Raw genomic sequence first — 16621 nt, 5'->3', positions numbered from 1 at the left:
TGAAATGAGTGTGGAAAACTATGGCCTATCAAGCATTATATCGTGTTTGGCGTTCTCAGCGTTTTGATGATGTTGTCGGACAAAAAGCAATTACCCAAACCTTAAAAAATGCAATCGATCAAAATCAAATCTCGCATGCTTACTTGTTTACGGGCCCTCGAGGAACCGGGAAAACAAGTGCAGCGAAAATTTTTGCCAAAGCCATCAATTGTCCGAACCAAGTCAATGGCGAGCCTTGCAATGAGTGTGACATGTGTCGCTCAATCACAGCAGGAACGCAAGAAGACGTGATCGAAATCGATGCGGCAAGTAACAACGGTGTAGAAGAAATTCGCTTTATTCGTGATCGTGCGAACTATGCACCGACCCAAGCAGAATACAAAGTTTATATCATTGATGAAGTGCACATGCTGTCAACAGGCGCATTTAATGCATTACTAAAAACATTGGAAGAACCACGGAAAAATGTTGTCTTTATTTTGGCAACAACAGAGCCCCATAAGATTCCAGCAACGATTATTTCCCGAACCCAACGATTTGATTTCAAACGGATCAATACGCAAGACATCGTGGGTCATTTGGAAACGGTCCTTACTACTAGCGAGATCAAATACGAGGCAGAAGCTTTACAGATCATTGCGCGAGCCGCAGAAGGCGGTATGCGGGATGCCTTGAGTATCACCGACCAGGCGATCGCTTTTAGTGATGGAACCGTAACGACCCAAGATGCTTTAGAAGTGACGGGCAGCTTGTCCTATGAAATGATGGACCGTCTGATGCAGGCTTGTGGGGAAAAAGAAGTTGCCGATGCGTTAGCGACCTTGCGGGAGTTATTAGCCTCTGGTAAAGAAGCCCGCCGTTTATTGGAAAACTTGTTGGTTTATTGTCGAGACTTGCTGATGTATCAACAAGCGCCGCAGCTGCTATCTGAAAAGTCTCTGCAGTTGACTGAAGCGTTTCAAACACTGGCAAAAATTACCCCGCCAGCAAAAATCTATCACTGGATCACGGTCTTAAACGATACGCAAAATGAAGTGCGATTTACGAACAATCCTACGATCTATTTGGAAGTGGCTGTGGTCAAATTAGCCAATGATCCAGAAAGTGCTGCTGTTGCCAGCAATTCAGCTGACAATAGTCAAGAAGTGGCGCAGTTACGTCAAGCACTGCAAAAACTTCAGGCAGAGGTGCAACGACTGCAAGAGAATCGACCGACAGGTGCCGTTGCTGAAACCACCGCGCCAGTGAAGAAAACCAAGGCGACCACTACGTTCCGTTTACCAAAGGAACGCGTGTTCCAAGTGCTGAAAAGTGCAACGAAGAAAGACTTGGCAAATGTTCGTAATGTTTGGGACGATCTTTTGATGTCTCTTTCCGTGACGCAAAGAGCTATGCTGCACTCCAGTGAAGCAAAAGCTGCCAGCGAATCGGGCGTCGTGATCGCTTTTGACTATGAGATCTTATGTCAGCGAGCAAGTAACGACCAAGAGTTTCAATTGATGATCCATAATCAATTGTCCCGTATGATCAAAGACTACGCCCCACAGGCTGTCTTTATTACAAAAGAAAGTTGGCCGACGCTACGACAAGAGTTTTTGGCTGGCGGTCAAGCAACGGAAGAGTCAGAAATTGAAGTAGAGCAAGAAGAGACCGAAGCCGCTCCTGTCGAACCAGAAAATGACGACTTAGTAACAAAAGCGCAAGAGTTATTTGGTGAATTAACCAGCATTGAAGAAAATTAATGAATATGGAGTGATGAATAATGATGCGAGGCATGGGAAATATGCAAGGCATGATGAAACAAATGCAAAAAATGCAAAAAGAAATGATGAAAGAACAAGAAGCACTAAACAGCAAAGAATTTATCGGCGAATCGACAAATGGCTATGTCAAAGCGACCTTTACTGGCGATAAGACGTTACAAGACATTGCTATCAATGAAGCAATCGTTGATGCTGACGATGTGGAAATGCTGCAAGATATGATCATTTTAGCCATCAATGACGGATTAAAGAAAATTGAAAAAGAATCGGAACAAACAATGGGCAAATATACAAGAAACATTCCGGGTCTATAAAAGGAGAAATGACGGTGCAATATCCTGAACCGATCGCCCGATTGATCGACAGTTACATGAAACTGCCGGGAATTGGACAAAAAACCGCAACACGTTTGGCATTTTATACGATTGATATGAAAGAAGAAGTCGTCAATGAGTTTGCTAAATCGTTGCTTAGTGTTAAACGAGATTTGCACTTTTGCAGTATTTGCGGAAATATAACGGAAGAAGATCCTTGTGAAATCTGCAGTGATCCCACAAGAGACAAAGAAACGATTTTAGTAGTTGAAGAGCCTAAAGATGTCATGGCATTAGAAAAAGTCCGCGAGTATCATGGACTTTATCATGTGCTGCATGGCGTGTTATCCCCGATGGAAGGGACAGGTCCAGAAGATATCAACATTGCATCCCTGATACAGCGGCTGCATGATGATCAGGTCAAAGAAGTGATCATTGCGACCAATGCGACCACGGAAGGCGAAGCGACGGCGATGTATATGTCGCGTTTGATCAAGCCTGCCGGTATTAAAGTCACGCGTTTGGCTCATGGCTTATCTGTGGGCAGCGATATTGAATACGCGGATGAAGTGACCTTGCTAAAAGCAGTAGAAGGTCGCCGAGAATTATAAAGATATTGGAGGCAATTAGGGTGAATGGATTGTTTATAACCATCGAAGGACCGGATGGTGCTGGAAAAACCAGTGTGATCGAAGAATTGTATCCTCGGTTACAGCTTGAAGCAACAAGAAAAATCGTTAAAACAAGAGAACCTGGCGGAGTTAAAATCGCTGAAAAAATTCGTAAAATTATTTTAGATCCGCGAAATGAAGAAATGGATGAGCGGACCGAAGCCTTACTTTATGCAGCGGCACGCCGCCAACACTTGATTGAGGTTGTCCTGCCGGCATTGAACGCCGGACACATCGTGATCTGTGACCGCTTTGTTGACAGTTCGCTTGCCTATCAAGGAGCTGGACGTCGCATCGGGATTCCTGAGATCGCACGGATCAACGAGTTTGCGACGGAAGGAACGACCCCTGATTTTACCTTGTATCTAGATGTTGACTCTGATACTGGCTTGCGTCGCATCCAAGAAAATCGTGCACATCAATATGACCGACTAGATTCGGAAGGATTGGAGTTTCATCAACGGGTTCGTCATGCGTATCTAAAGCTAGCGGAAGAAAATCCTGTACGCATTCATAAGATTGATGCTAGAATGGGGTTACAAGAAGTTGTTGAATCCAGCTATTCAGCAATCGTTGAATCGTATCCTGCTTACTTCAAATCAATCTAGGGTAGGTTGGATAACACAAAGGAGATGGTCCCATGAAATTAATTATGGCAATCGTACAAGACAAAGACAGTAATCGTTTGGCAAATGAGTTTATTGATGCCAATATCCGTGCTACAAAATTGTCATCAACGGGTGGTTTTTTAAAGGCTGGTAATAGTACGTTTATCATTGGTATTGAAGATGACCGTGTGCAAGATGCGTTAGAATTGATTAAAAAAACCTGTCAATCAAGAAAGCAATATGTCTCGACACCGATGTCACTAGATATATCCTTAGATGGTCAAGTTCCTTATCCAGTCGAAGTCGAAGTCGGTGGCGCCACCGTATTCGTGCTGCCAGTTGACGGATTCCATCAATATTAAAAAAGGAGCATTTCATGGAGGAGTTATTTCTACAAGAATACCAGCCTCTTGTTTTTGCCCAACTAAAAAAAAGTATCAAGCATGGGCGCATTGCTCATGCTTATCTTTTTGAAGGGGACAAGGGGACTGGCAAGCATGAACTAAGTCTATGGCTCGCAAAACGCCTTTTTTGTGCCAATGTACAAGAAGAAGCGCCATGTGGTGCATGCAGCAATTGTCTACGGATCGCCCAAGGAGAGCATCCTGACGTTATCCAAATTGAACCTGATGGGCAGATGATCAAAGTCGACCAGATTCGACAACTGCAAGAGGAGTTCTCAAAAAGCGGCTTTGAAAGCCGTTTGAAAATCTTTATTTTGTCTCAAGCTGACAAAATGAACAACAGCGCTGCCAACAGTTTACTAAAGTTTTTAGAAGAACCAGTGGGAAACTTTCTGGCGATCTTAGAAACGGAGAGCCTTGGTCGTATTTTGCCAACCATCCAGTCTCGCTGTCAGATCATTCATTTCTCTCCTTTGTCAAAAGAAAAACTGCAAGAAAAGTTACAAGAAGAGGGACTTTCTAAAGAGACAAGCCGACTTCTAAGCCACTTGACCAATAGTTATCATAAAGCAGTTGAAATCTCGCAAGATGAATGGTTTAATGAAACTAAGGATGCTGTTAAGCGTTGGGTGAATTACCTTTTGAAGAAAGACCCGCAAGCATTTATTTTTGTTCAGAAAAAATTATTGGGTCTAGCAAAAGAAAAAAATCAGCAATCAGAAATCTTTTTGCTCTTGTTATTTTACTTTCAAGAGGAGCGGGATCGATTGTTGGGGCAAGGTTTATGGGGAAAAGAGATCAATCGTGCCATTGAAGCCGCATTGCAAGCACAAAAAAAGTTGCAAGCCAATGTGTCTTTCCAAGGTGTGGCAGAACAATTTTCCGTGAAAATCATCTATGGATAAAACGCAGCAGCCGGAAAAGGAGACCAGAGATGATCGAAGTTGTCGGAGTGCGTTATCATGACGTAGGCCAGATTTATTTTTACACACCGAAAAAACAGACCTATACTATAAATGACCAAGTCATCGTGGAATCACAAGATGCTAAATGTCTTGCCACAGTCGTCACCAAAAGCAGAGAAATGAATGAGAGCGATTTGCCTCAGGTAGTCAAACCTATCTTACGTCGGGCGACGAAGAAAGATTTGGAACAGGCAGCAGCCAATCAAAAGGCGGCAGATGAAGCGTTAAAAATTGGAAAAGAAAAAATCCGCGCACATCAGTTGCCAATGAAACTGATTCGAGTAGCCTATACCTTTGAGCGGACAAAACTGATTTTTTCGTTTACTGCAGAAAGCCGTGTTGACTTTCGCGAATTAGTCAAAGACTTGGCAAGTGAATTTCATACCCGGATTGAACTGCGCCAAATCGGTGTCAGGGATGAAGCGAAGGCACTAGGCGGAGTTGGGCCCTGTGGTCGCAAACTATGCTGTGCGACGTTTTTAGGGGATTTTATCCCTGTATCCATCAAGATGGCTAAAGATCAAGGACTTTCCTTGAATCCTGCGAAAATCTCAGGATTATGCGGTCGTTTGATGTGCTGTCTTAAGTATGAAAGTGAAGAATATGAGCGGGCGAAAAAAGAATTGCCGGATCGCGGCAAGGAAGTTGAAACGCCAGATGGCAAAGGACGTGTGGTTGGGCTGGATCTGTTGAGCCGAGTGATCAAAGTCCGTTTGCATGATCGGCAAACACCAATCGAATATGATTATGAAGAACTAGTGACAAAATAAGTAGGTGACCATAATGAGCATGGACAAACGATCAATATATGACGGATTGAATCAGTTAGAATCGGAGTTGCAAAATTCCTTAAATAATCTAGCGGAAATGAAGCAGTCTTTGCAAGAAATCGTCGAAAAAAATACGACATTAGAATTGGAAAATCAACGCTTACGTGAACACATTCGTGAGTTGAACCAAGTGGCAGATGCACCCGCTGAATCGGTCAAACAAGAACTTTCTAAATCACGAATGAATTTAGAAAAGATTTACGAAGAAGGATTTCATGTTTGTTATGACTTATACGGTTCTCGCAGAGAACATGATGAACCTTGTGCATTTTGTCTAGAAGTGATCTATCGTGAAAGCGGCAAATAACTGACTGACAGTCTAATAGGTTCGTTAGAAAAAAGATCAGTTTCCACTGGTCTTTTTTTCGAAAGGAGCAGTACATGCAAAAGCAACAAAGTTATAAACAAGACACTGGAAAACTGTATCTTGTTCCGACACCGATCGGGAACTTGGAAGATATGACGGTCCGTTGTGTCAAAATTTTAAAAGAAGCGGACCTGATTGCAAGTGAAGATACTCGCAATACCCAGAAATTGTTGAATCATTTTGAGATCTCGACACCGCAAAAAAGCTTACATGAACACAATTATAAAGAGCGAGTTCCGCATTTGGTAGAACAGCTGCAGATGGGCAAGACCATTGCCCAATGCAGCGATGCTGGTATGCCCTCCATCAGTGATCCGGGGCATGAATTAGTCAAGGCCTGTCTAGCTGAAGGAATCGCGGTGATTGCGCTTCCGGGACCTACGGCAGGTTTGACAGCGTTGATTGCTTCAGGCTTATCGCCGCAACCAAATCTTTTTTATGGCTTTTTACCTCGTAAGAAAAAAGAACAAAAACAAGCCTTGAGTGAATTAGCGACCCAGAAAGCAACGATGATTTTTTATGAGTCACCCTATCGAATCGCAGCGACGATTGAAACAATGCTAGAGGTATTTGGTGAACGTCAGGCAGTCATTTGCCGAGAATTGACAAAAATCCATGAAGAATACTTGCGAGGGACCTTTTCTGAATTGATCGACTATTTAGAGCAGCAGCCAATCAAAGGAGAATGCTGTCTGTTGGTGGAAGGCTCTTCTGAAATACATGAAATTGTTTATGAAGGAAGTTACGCAGAACAAGTAGCTGCCTTGATGGAAGAGGCCGAAATGTCCTCAAAAGAAGCAATCAAAGAAGTGGCTAAACGTAATCAAGTAAAGAAACAGCTTGTCTATCAAGCGTATCACCAAATAGAAGAGTAATCATACCGAGACTTCTCTCGGTATTTTTTTGTGCCACACGCTCACTTATGTGATATTACCTAACATATAAAGTCAGCTATTTTCAGAAAATTCATGTTTTTCTCAGAAAAATCTAGATTATTCGAAAATATGGTGTTAGGATAGCTAACATATAGAAAGGGAGGCGTGTAAAATGGATACAGGGAATATTGCATTTATTTTAATTTGTAGCGGTATGGTTTTTCTAATGACTCCAGCATTGGCATTTTTTTATGGAGGATTGGAACGACGCAAAAACATCCTCAATACCATGATGATGGTGATTTGTACGATGGGCTTGGCGTCCGTCCTCTGGGTCGCTCTAGGGTATACATTATCCTTTAGCGGGACAGGATCATTTATTGGCAATTTAGACAAAGTCTTTTTCAATCATGTTTCGATGTCAGAAGGAGAGGGAATTCCAGAAGGGTTGTTTGCTGCCTTTCAAATGATGTTTGCTTTGATCACAACGGCGATTATCACTGGATCAGTCGTTGGAAGAATGCGGTTCTCTGCTATTTTTCTATTTATTGGCTTCTGGCTGGTTTTCGTGTATTTTCCAATGGCGCATATGGTGTGGGGCGGTGGCTTCTTAGATGCGATCGGCTCGATCGACTTTGCAGGAGGCAATGTCGTTCACATCAGTTCGGGAATCAGTGGGCTAGTCTTAGCGATCGTTGTCGGTAAGCGACGAGAATTTCATCAAACCGAATATCGTCCTCATAATATTCCCTTTGTTGTACTAGGTGCCGGTCTTTTATGGTTTGGCTGGTTTGGCTTTAATGCTGGCTCTGCGTTAGCAGCTGATGGTCTAGCGATCCACGCCCTAATGACCACGAATACAGCAGCAGCCAGTGCGATGCTTTCTTGGATGCTGATCGAAAAAATCGTCGTGGGAAAACCGACAATCGTCGGTGCTTGTACAGGTGCAGTTGTGGGCTTAGTTGCCATCACACCAGGGGCGGGGTTTGTCTCCCTTTGGTCTTCCTTTATCATTGGCGCTTTAGTCAGTCCGTTTTGTTACTTCTTTATTTCCGTCATCAAACATCGATTAGGGTTAGATGATGCATTGGATGCCTTTGGTTGTCACGGGGTAGGCGGAATCTTCGGTGGTTTGATGACCGGGATCTTTGCCGATCCCGCTGTTGGTGGACATTCAGGATTGCTTTATGGCGGTGTTGATCTTTTTATCGCACAAGCCGAAAGTATCGTATTTACGATTTTGTTCGCTGGTATCCTATCCTTTGTCATAATTACCTTGATTAAATGGGTGATGCCGATTCGCGTATCTCAGCAAGAAGAAGCGGTGGGGATGGATCGGATCGAACATGATGAAACGGCCTATCCTACCTTTATGGGGTTAGATTCTTAAGAGTGGAGGAGCAGTCATGAAAAAAGTTGAAGCGATTATTCGCCAAGAAAAATTAGAGGAGCTAAAAGCCGCTTTGGATCAATCGGATCTGATCAGTGGGATGACGGTCAGTCAAGTTCTCGGGTGTGGCAATCAAAAAGGGTTAAAAGAGTTTATTCGTGGCCAAGAAGTGATCACGACTCTTTTACCGAAAGTAAATGTCCGCTTTGTTTTGGCAGATGAAAAAGTCGATGCCGTGATTGAGCTGATTGTATCGATCTGTCGGACAGATGAAGTCGGTGATGGCAAAATATTCGTCTACCCTTTGGAAGAAGCGATTCGGATTCGCACCAATGAACGAGGAGAAGCTGCCTTATAGCAGAACTTCTTGGGTCATGAACCGTGCAGCAAAAGTAGCGAACGTATAGGGAAGGGCCAATGAAAATTGGTCCTTTTTGCGTCTTTGTCTTGATTCCTTGCTTGATAGGGAACTTCTGTTCGTTTATAATAAGAAGCGAGGTGAGCAACGATGTCGGAACTGCAATTTCCCTTAAAAAATGATACGAGCCGCAAAATTATTCATATTGATATGGATGCTTTTTTTGCTTCGGTGGAAGAACGGGATGATCCTGAGCTGGCCAAGCATCCCCTTGTCATTGCCCGTCACCCAAGTGATACCGGCGGCCGAGGAGTGGTCACGACAGCGAATTATCTGGCGCGACAATATGGCATCCATTCGGCAATGAGCGCACAAAAAGCCTACGAGCTTTGTCCGCAAGCGATTTTTAAACCGGGGAATCATCAAAAGTATCGTGAAGTGTCCCAGCAAGTCAGAGAAATTTTTCACCGATACACCGACATCATCGAACCAGTTTCAATTGATGAAGCGTATCTGGACGTCACAGTGAACAAAATCAACTGTCCTTCAGCAATTAAGATCGCTCGTCTGATTCAGCGAGACATCTGGCATGAGACCCATTTGACTTGTTCGGCAGGCGTCAGTTACAACAAGTTTTTGGCAAAATTGTCCTCGGATTATCATAAACCACGAGGGTTAACAGTGGTGATGCCGGATGAGGCAGTGGCCTTTTTGCAACAACTACCCATCGATAAATTTCATGGGATCGGGAAGAAAACTGTCCCCAGGATGCATGAGTTAGGCATTTTTACAGGAGCAGATCTATACGCTTGGAGTGAGATGGCGTTGATCCGCGAATTTGGCAAAATGGGGTATTCTTTGTATCGCAAAGTTAGAGGAATCCATGATTCACCAGTCAGTGTGACCAGAGAACGAAAATCAGTCGGTAAGGAGCATACATACGGCAATCCATTAACGAGTGAAGAACAAGTCTTAAGTCAATTACGCGCCATCGCAGAAGAAGTTGAGAGATCACTAAAGCGCACACAGAAACATGGCAAAACAGTCGTGTTGAAAGTCCGTTACAGTGATTACTCTACGATCACTAAACGAGTGACTTTGCCGATTTACGTTCATAAAAAAGAACAGTTATTTTCAGAAGCCAGTCTCATTTGGGAAGAGATTTTAGGTCTTGAAAAAGGCATTCGTCTTTTGGGAATCACCGTCACAAATCTCGATCCTCTGACCTATGAAAATATCGTACTGCCTTTATGGCAAACATCTGACGATCAGTAGACCTAAAAAGGAGGACCAATATGACGATCTATCAAGTATATGAAACGATGATTGCTTTGGCTGATGAAGAACGAAGGGAAAAAATGGCCGCCTATATGCGGCATCAGTTTGAGTTTTTAGGCATCCCTACACCGTTGCGCCGTCAGCAGGAAAAAGCAGCCTTTAAAGTAGCAAAACAAATGAAACGAATCGATTGGGAATTTATCGATCAATGTTGGCAAAGCAGCTATCGGGAACACCAGTACCTTGCGATTGATTATTTAGTGGCGCTGGAGCCCTTTTTATCAGCCGTTGATCTAGGAAAAATTGAACAGTTAGTCATAACGAAATCTTGGTGGGATAGCGTGGACGCACTAAGTGAGGTCGTCAGAAAGCTTGTTCGCCGACTGCCAGCGTTAAAGGCTGAGATGCTTCGTTGGAGTCTTGAGGATAATCTTTGGCTACGGCGAGTGGCGATTCTTCACCAATTGTTGCAAAAAGAACAGATGGATCGACCATTACTTGAAGAGATCCTTGTCAACAATTTGGGGAGTTCTGAATTCTTTATCAACAAAGCCATTGGCTGGAGCTTGCGAGACTATGCCAAGACGAATCCTCAGTGGGTCCAAGATTTTCTTCTACGCCATCAAAAAAGTCTGGCGCCTTTGACGGTTCGTGAAGCAAGTAAGTACCTTTAAAAGCTTGGTCACTGATTTTTATATAACAAAAAAACACCGTGCATCATCTTTGAAGGAAGATGTGGTGACCCCAAAAGTTCGATTTTTTGGTCTAACTTTTGGGGTCATCTCAAGATGCACGGTGTTTTGAGTCGTTAAATTTGTTTTTTGATTTGTTCGTAACTTGCTTCAGCATCTTTGCACTTTGCCCAGATAACCGCTTTTCCTTGTTCTCGAGATGCAGCAAGATCAATGATTCGTTGATTGCTGCTACCACGAAACTGCAAGTTAAGGTTTCGCTTGCTGAGTTCAAAACGGCCGTCCACCAAAATATCAATTTTGGATAAAAGTTCTAGTTTGTCAGGGGTCTCCAAGAGCAGTTCTTCGTAAGTGTAGCCTGACCAGCTCCAAATGTCCTTGCTATGACCAAATTCGGCGCGAACGCGATCAACAACTTTCAGACAGACCGTCGTGTTCAAGAAAGGTTCGCCGCCTAGGAGGGTCAGTCCTTGAACATAGTCATGTCGCAGATCCTCAATGATTCGATCCTCTAGCTCTTGGGTAAAAGGTGTGCCGTAGCGAAAGTTTTGGACGGCTTTGTTGAAACAGCCTTCACAAGCAAACAGGCAGCCGCTCACATATAAACTATTTCGGATGCCTTCACCGTCCACAAAGTTGAAGGCTTTGTAATCAGCGATATAATTTTGACTGTACTCGTTTGCTTTCCATTCTTGGGGCTTAGGATTTCTCATAAGAAAACTTCTTTCTATTGTGAATTACAGGGGTTGTTGGATAAAAGGAGTATAGAAGAAATCTAACACTCCTTTTATGATTATTCTTGCAAATGTTTGACCCGAGCAGAGATTTCTTTGTGACGACCATTGACCATCGGGCGAGCTTGAGGATTTCCAAGATACCCGCAGGTTCTTTTGACAACATCACAACTTTTTGGATCGTGATTGCCACATTGTGGACATTCAAAGCCTCGTTCGGTTGGATTAAAGTCTCCTTCATATCCGCACTCGTAACAGTGATCGATAGGGGTATTTGTTCCAAGATAAGCGACCCGATCATATGCGTAATCCCAAACTGCTTCTAACGCTTTTGGATTTTGCTGCAAGACTGGATATTCACAGTAATGAATAAAGCCACCAGAACAGTATTTTGGATAGTCCTTTTCAAAATCAAGTTTCTCAAATGGTGTCGGATTTTTCCGCACATCATAGTGGAAGCTATTGGTATAATATTCTTTGTCGGTAATATTTTCAACTTCACCGAATTTTTCGGTATCTAAGCGACAGAAACGATCGGTCAAGCTTTCACTAGGGGTCGAGTACACACTGAAATGATAGCCGTATTCATCGCCCCAGGCATCGGCATGAGCTTTCAATTCTTTCACGATCGCCATCGTAAAGGCCTTTGCTTCTGGGTCTTGTTCCCAAGTTCCACCATAAAAAGCCGAAGCAGCTTCGTATAAACCAATGTAACCAAGCGAAACAGTGGCACGTTTGTTTTTGAATAATTCGTTGACATTGTCTTTGCGATCCAAACGTTCACCGAAAGCCCCATACATATAAAGGATCGGCGCATTGGCGGGACTCGCTTCTTTACAGCGTTCCACTCGATAGACAAGGGCATCTTTAACGATTTGCAGACGGTCCTCCAGCAGTGACCAGAATTTTTCTTGATCGCCATTTGCTTCTAAGGCGATCCGTGGAATATTCAATGTCACGACACCTAGATTCATCCGACCGACATTGATTTCTTCACCACGTTCGTTTTTCCAGCCTTGCAAGAAAGAACGACAGCCCATCGGCACTTTAAAGCTCCCAGTCAATTCAACCAATTTATCATAATTCAAAATATCCGGGTACATCCGTTTAGTGGCACATTCTAAAGCCAGTTCTTTAATATCATAGTTCGGATCGGTAGGTGCCAAGTTGACCCCACGGCGAATACTAAAAATCAATTTTGGGAAAATAGCGGTACGCTTTTCACTGCCTAACCCGTTGATGCGAATTTGGAGAATCGCTCGTTGAATTTCCCGTTCGAACCAGTTGGTTCCTAAACCAAAGCCAAGGGAAGTAAACGGCGTTTGTCCGTTAGAGGTGAATAACGTATTGATTTCGTATTCTAGACTTTGCATTGCATCGTAGATATCTTTGCGGGTTTTGCTCTTCGCGTAAGCTTCCCGACGTTCGGGTGTCTCAATCCATTCTTCGGCATCTTTTAAATGTTTTTGGTAATTCAACTCAGCAAAAGGAGCCAATAATTCATCTGTTCGATCAGCAGAACAGCCACCATATTGACTCGATGCTACATTTGCAATGATTTGTGAGATTTGAGCGGTGGCCGTTTGGATCGATTTTGGCGATTCCACTTCGGCGTTCCCAATTTTAAACCCATTATTTAGCATGCCTTTAAAATCGATTAGGCAGCAGTTGGTCATTGGGGTATATGGATGATAATCCAAGTCATGGTAATGAATGTCGCCTTTTTGGTGGGCATTTGCCACGTGAGGAGGCAGCATTTTCAAACCAATCGATTTTCCTACGATCCCAGCGGTCAAATCACGTTGTGTGTTGAACACGTTACTATCCTTATTGGCATTTTCATTGACGACCGATTGATCTTTATTCATCAATTTATTGATCGTAAAGTTGATGTCTGTGGCTTTGCTGCGCTCGAAATCACGATGGGTCCGATAGTTGATATATTCTTCAGCCAAGGCATACTCGTTTTTTGCTAATAAGATATGCTCGACGATATTTTGGATCTCATAGATTTTTACATTCGTACGAAAACGTTCCGCGATCTCGTGATCGACACTGTCAACGATCTCGGTGATTTTTTCGTGGTCGATGGGAGAAAGCTCGCCATTGATTTTTCTTAGGGCTTTCACTAACGCATCGTAAATTTTTTGATCATCAAAATCGACAAGCCGTCCATCACGTTTTACGATTTTTAACTGACGCAAAGCGGACTGTCTTTCCAACCCTTGCTCAGGATTTCTCTTAATGTTCATCATTTCTACCACTCCTTATCTTCCACAATATAATAAAACAAATTGTAGAAATGAGCAACTATATATAGTAGTCGAAAAGGGTTTGTGTTTTGGATATACACAATATATGGTGTATATTCATTGAGGTGTTTTCGAGAAAACTTGATAAGATTAAGGATTTGGTTGTTCCATGTTTCACATAATGAATAAAAACTTTTTTAAATTTATTTTTTCTCTGTTTTGAAGCAGAAGTATTCAATGAGAAAGTATGCTACCATAAGGAGAGAATTTTTTTAAAGGAGGGTTCTGTGTGAAAAATATGATCGATGTGAAGCATCTGACAAAAAGTTACGGCACCCGTTTCAATCAAACCAAAGTATTAGATAACCTTTCTTTTGCAGTGGATCAAGGAGAATTTGTTGGGGTCATGGGGCCCAGCGGTGCTGGGAAAACGACCTTGATGAATCTTTTGTCTTCAATCATGCGACCTAGCTTAGGCTCGATCTATATCGATGGCAAAGACATTACCCGAATGTCGGAAAAAGCCCTCAGCGATTTTCGCCGTCAGCAGATTGGCTTCATCTTTCAAGATTTTAATCTTTTAGAGACATTGACAGCCAGAGACAATATTTTGCTTCCTTTAGCGATTGATCGCTTGCCCGTGAAGGAAACTCAAGTACGTATCGAGGAGACGGCCAATTTGTTAGGGATCGAACACTTGTTGGATCGCTACCCAGAAGAATTGTCTGTAGGGCAAAAACAAAGGGTCGCTGCTGCTCGGGCGATCATCAGTCGTCCGGCGGTCCTTTTTGCTGATGAACCCACGGGAGCCCTTGATTCAAAAGCGGCAACAGAATTGTTACGGTATTTAGCGCAGATCAATCAACAAGAAAAAACGACGATCTTGATGGTCACCCACGATCCTTTTACCGCCAGCTACTGCAATCGGATTCTGTTCATTCGCGATGGTGTCTTCTTTGCGGAAGTTGTCAAAAAAGGCAGCCGTCAGGAATTTTTCGAAAAAATCATCGATATGCAGGCTACGATTGGAGGCGGTCCGCGCCATGTTGTTTAAAATCGGCTGGCGGAGTTTTTTGCGGCAGTTTCGCAATTATATGGTGTATTTTATTTGTATGATGACCGCTGTGATGATTTTCTATTCATTTAATGCCTTGATGAACGATCGCCTCTTGAATCAACGGGTCCAGCAAGACATCCGCATTGAAGGGGTTTTAGGATTTGGCAGCAGTGTGGTCGCATTTGTTGTCTTGTTTTTTATGCTGAGTGCCAATCATTTTTTTCTTAGTCAGCGACAAAAAGAAATCAGTGTTTACCAGCTTTTGGGGTTGCGACAAGGTCGTCTTGCTTGGCTGTTGCTACGGGAAACGTTTTTACTAAATTTTTTCTCTCTAGTGACCGGTATCTTTATGGGAATTATTTTTTCAAAATTCTTCTCAATGATTTTGATTCGGGCGATGGGCCTAAATTTGACCAGTCATTTCTTTAATTCACCGCAATCGATTTTTTCGACGGTCTTTGTCTTTATCGCCGCAATGATTATATTGAGTATTCAAGTGATCCTTTTTGTTTGGCGTACCCCAATGAGTGAATTGATCAAGACCGAATACCGCTTACCGATCAAAAAAATGAAAATGACTCCGTTTCGTACATTGATGGGGGTCCTAGGTCTGATTTTACTTGGGGTAGGGTATTATCTGTCATTGACCCTAAGGGAAACATGGACCAACTATATCACGTATACGCAAGATTTTTCAGCGATTCTATGGATCCCTTTACTGATTCTATTTTGCTGTATAACGGCAACCTATCTCTTTTTTGATTGTTCCTTGCCAGCACTATTGTATTTTTTGAGTAAGCCGAAAAAACGTCTTATCAAAGGGGCGAAACTGATTGCTTACAATAACGTGCGTGCTTACTTGCAAAGGACGTGGAAAAGCTACGCCCTTTTGACGATCATCACTGCAATCGCGATTTCATTGATCGGGGGAACAATGGGGGTCATCTCTTTGAATTACCAAGCAACGAACCGTATCTATCCAACTTCCTTTCAGGTGTCAGGAGAGCAGGCAGGGGCCTTGCGTACCCTTTTAGAAAAGTCGGATGTGCCAATAACAGCGGAACAAGCAATTCCCTACAAAATGACCAATATGACGGTGCAGACACGCTACCTAGGAGAGTTACAAGATGAAAGTGTCGAAAATATGATGGTGAATCTGGTGGCACTTTCGGATTATCAGCGTCTGCGAAAACTGGTTCCGGGTGCTCCTGAGATTCGACTGAGTACTGATAAGCAAGCTGTACTTTTTGACAGTCAATACGACGTAACTCGTTCATTTATCACATATCGCGATGAAGTCAAAGTCGGCAGTCAGCATAATTTTAAACTCATTCAAGCCGAACAAGATTATTTTGGTGATAGTGCTTTACGCTATTCTTTACCCAATGTCCTTGTCATTCAAGATGAGGCGTACCAACAAATCAAAGGATTCACCTATACCATTGCTTATTTACAGACCGAAAAGGTGCAAACAGACGCGCTGACACAGTTGTTGGATGAAGAGCTGCCAATCGAGTGGGCGCATCCAATGACCTATGAATTTAGCGACGACCAAAAAAACGTACGCTTTTATCCAGAGACCGCTCGGGATTCAAGTAGTGATAGTGGTCAGACGACCGCATATCGGCTAACGTTAGCCAATCGCTTTACAACAATGCGCGGGGTGCGACGACAAGCAGGAATCATTTTGTTCGTATCGCTATTTGTTGGGGTGATCGTTTTGATCACCACGTCTAGTAGTTTGATCGTTCGGCAATTTTCTAACACGGAGCGGGAAAAGTACAATTACCGACTATTGACAAAATTAGGCTACACCCGTAATGAAGTGCGCAAGTTGGTGTACTGGCAAAACATTTGGATTTTTATGCCTGGCACCTTATTGGCGATTTTGCATGCGGTATTTGCCATCAATACTTTCACACAGATCATCGATAGTCCCGGGTATTGGGTTGCTCATTTGTTTGCAGCAGTGGCAGCAGTCGTCTATCTGTTTGCCTATTTGATTACCGTCAAGCTGTGTCTGCGGATTATTGAAACTTGATCTATTTATACGATAAAACGAT

17 protein-coding genes are annotated in these 16621 nt (G+C 43.1%); 15 read left to right on the top strand and 2 right to left on the bottom strand.

The window, feature by feature from the left end; genetic code table 11:
• Positions 1-20: 20 nt before the first annotated feature.
• From dnaX to IGI88_RS00110, 13 genes are all read left to right on the top strand, one after another.
• Complete coding sequence (gene dnaX / locus IGI88_RS00170; protein WP_429960076.1) at positions 21-1742, top strand: DNA polymerase III subunit gamma/tau; 1722 nt, start codon at positions 21-23, stop codon at positions 1740-1742.
• Positions 1743-1762: 20 nt separating this feature from the next.
• A complete protein-coding gene (locus IGI88_RS00165) occupies positions 1763-2077 on the top strand; it encodes a YbaB/EbfC family nucleoid-associated protein (RefSeq protein WP_005236633.1) in 315 nt (104 codons plus the stop codon).
• Positions 2078-2091: 14 nt separating this feature from the next.
• Positions 2092-2688: a recombination mediator RecR gene (gene recR / locus IGI88_RS00160; RefSeq protein ID WP_005229813.1), complete on the top strand. Its 597-nt coding sequence runs from the start codon at positions 2092-2094 to the stop codon at positions 2686-2688.
• 20 nt (positions 2689-2708) lie between these two features.
• Positions 2709-3356 carry a dTMP kinase gene (gene tmk, locus IGI88_RS00155; RefSeq protein ID WP_005229815.1) on the top strand — a complete coding sequence of 216 codons (648 nt, stop codon included), beginning with the start codon at positions 2709-2711 and terminating at the stop codon, positions 3354-3356.
• A gap of 32 nt (positions 3357-3388) precedes the next feature.
• Complete coding sequence (locus IGI88_RS00150; protein WP_005229817.1) at positions 3389-3718, top strand: cyclic-di-AMP receptor; 330 nt, start codon at positions 3389-3391, stop codon at positions 3716-3718.
• Between the two features lie 14 nt (positions 3719-3732).
• Positions 3733-4665: a DNA polymerase III subunit delta' gene (gene holB, locus IGI88_RS00145; RefSeq protein WP_005236622.1), complete on the top strand. Its 933-nt coding sequence runs from the start codon at positions 3733-3735 to the stop codon at positions 4663-4665.
• 29 nt (positions 4666-4694) lie between these two features.
• Complete coding sequence (locus IGI88_RS00140; protein ID WP_005236620.1) at positions 4695-5495, top strand: PSP1 domain-containing protein; 801 nt, start codon at positions 4695-4697, stop codon at positions 5493-5495.
• A gap of 19 nt (positions 5496-5514) precedes the next feature.
• A complete protein-coding gene (locus IGI88_RS00135) occupies positions 5515-5862 on the top strand; it encodes a DNA replication initiation control protein YabA (RefSeq protein ID WP_077452675.1) in 348 nt (115 codons plus the stop codon).
• Positions 5863-5936: 74 nt separating this feature from the next.
• Positions 5937-6797, top strand: coding sequence for a 16S rRNA (cytidine(1402)-2'-O)-methyltransferase (rsmI, locus tag IGI88_RS00130; RefSeq protein ID WP_005236618.1), 861 nt, complete (start codon positions 5937-5939; stop codon positions 6795-6797).
• Positions 6798-6969: 172 nt separating this feature from the next.
• On the top strand, positions 6970-8187 hold the full coding sequence (locus tag IGI88_RS00125; protein WP_005236611.1) for an ammonium transporter: 1218 nt from the start codon (positions 6970-6972) through the stop codon (positions 8185-8187).
• Between the two features lie 16 nt (positions 8188-8203).
• Positions 8204-8545 (top strand): P-II family nitrogen regulator, encoded by a 342-nt coding sequence (locus IGI88_RS00120; RefSeq protein ID WP_005229830.1) that lies wholly within the window; start codon positions 8204-8206, stop codon positions 8543-8545.
• A 150-nt stretch (positions 8546-8695) separates the two neighbouring features.
• Entirely contained in the window at positions 8696-9820 is a 1125-nt protein-coding gene (dinB, locus tag IGI88_RS00115) for a DNA polymerase IV (protein ID WP_005236610.1), read from the top strand.
• Positions 9821-9840: 20 nt separating this feature from the next.
• Positions 9841-10497, top strand: a complete 657-nt coding sequence (locus IGI88_RS00110; RefSeq protein WP_005236609.1) for a DNA alkylation repair protein — start codon at positions 9841-9843, stop codon at positions 10495-10497.
• 134 nt (positions 10498-10631) lie between these two features.
• On the opposite strand, the gene nrdG is transcribed toward IGI88_RS00110, so the two are convergent.
• Both nrdG and nrdD read right to left on the bottom strand, forming a co-directional pair.
• Positions 10632-11228 carry an anaerobic ribonucleoside-triphosphate reductase activating protein gene (nrdG, locus tag IGI88_RS00105; RefSeq protein WP_005236608.1) on the bottom strand — a complete coding sequence of 199 codons (597 nt, stop codon included), beginning with the start codon at positions 11226-11228 and terminating at the stop codon, positions 10632-10634.
• Positions 11229-11308: 80 nt separating this feature from the next.
• Positions 11309-13504, bottom strand: a complete 2196-nt coding sequence (gene nrdD, locus IGI88_RS00100; RefSeq protein WP_005236607.1) for an anaerobic ribonucleoside-triphosphate reductase — start codon at positions 13502-13504, stop codon at positions 11309-11311.
• 286 nt (positions 13505-13790) lie between these two features.
• On the opposite strand from nrdD, the gene IGI88_RS00095 reads away from it, so the two are divergent.
• Complete coding sequence (locus tag IGI88_RS00095) at positions 13791-14555, top strand: ABC transporter ATP-binding protein (RefSeq protein WP_005236606.1); 765 nt, start codon at positions 13791-13793, stop codon at positions 14553-14555.
• Entirely contained in the window at positions 14545-16599 is a 2055-nt protein-coding gene (locus tag IGI88_RS00090; protein ID WP_429960075.1) for an FtsX-like permease family protein, read from the top strand. The genes IGI88_RS00095 and IGI88_RS00090 overlap by 11 nt, the downstream gene beginning before the upstream one ends.
• The last annotated feature ends 22 nt before the right edge of the window (positions 16600-16621 follow it).

The organism is Enterococcus sp. AZ179, from assembly GCF_050498885.1.
Lineage (GTDB): Bacteria > Bacillota > Bacilli > Lactobacillales > Enterococcaceae > Enterococcus_D > Enterococcus_D entomosocium.
The sequence above is the reverse complement of the archived record's forward strand: the minus strand, read 5'-3'. Positions and strand labels throughout refer to the sequence as shown.

Excerpts from the sequence above, each read along its gene's own strand:
- IGI88_RS00150 (WP_005229817.1), top strand. The coding sequence starts at position 3,389 with ATGAAATTAATTATGGCAATCGTACAAGACAAAGACAGTAATCGTTTG.
- IGI88_RS00110 (WP_005236609.1), top strand. The coding sequence starts at position 9,841 with ATGACGATCTATCAAGTATATGAAACGATGATTGCTTTGGCTGATGAA.
- dnaX (WP_429960076.1), top strand. The coding sequence starts at position 21 with ATGGCCTATCAAGCATTATATCGTGTTTGGCGTTCTCAGCGTTTTGAT.
- nrdD (WP_005236607.1), bottom strand. The coding sequence starts at position 13,504 with ATGATGAACATTAAGAGAAATCCTGAGCAAGGGTTGGAAAGACAGTCC.
- IGI88_RS00125 (WP_005236611.1), top strand. The coding sequence starts at position 6,970 with ATGGATACAGGGAATATTGCATTTATTTTAATTTGTAGCGGTATGGTT.
- rsmI (WP_005236618.1), top strand. The coding sequence starts at position 5,937 with ATGCAAAAGCAACAAAGTTATAAACAAGACACTGGAAAACTGTATCTT.
- nrdG (WP_005236608.1), bottom strand. The coding sequence starts at position 11,228 with ATGAGAAATCCTAAGCCCCAAGAATGGAAAGCAAACGAGTACAGTCAA.
- IGI88_RS00120 (WP_005229830.1), top strand. The coding sequence starts at position 8,204 with ATGAAAAAAGTTGAAGCGATTATTCGCCAAGAAAAATTAGAGGAGCTA.
- IGI88_RS00135 (WP_077452675.1), top strand. The coding sequence starts at position 5,515 with ATGGACAAACGATCAATATATGACGGATTGAATCAGTTAGAATCGGAG.
- IGI88_RS00165 (WP_005236633.1), top strand. The coding sequence starts at position 1,763 with ATGATGCGAGGCATGGGAAATATGCAAGGCATGATGAAACAAATGCAA.
- holB (WP_005236622.1), top strand. The coding sequence starts at position 3,733 with ATGGAGGAGTTATTTCTACAAGAATACCAGCCTCTTGTTTTTGCCCAA.
- dinB (WP_005236610.1), top strand. The coding sequence starts at position 8,696 with ATGTCGGAACTGCAATTTCCCTTAAAAAATGATACGAGCCGCAAAATT.
- IGI88_RS00140 (WP_005236620.1), top strand. The coding sequence starts at position 4,695 with ATGATCGAAGTTGTCGGAGTGCGTTATCATGACGTAGGCCAGATTTAT.
- IGI88_RS00090 (WP_429960075.1), top strand. The coding sequence starts at position 14,545 with ATGTTGTTTAAAATCGGCTGGCGGAGTTTTTTGCGGCAGTTTCGCAAT.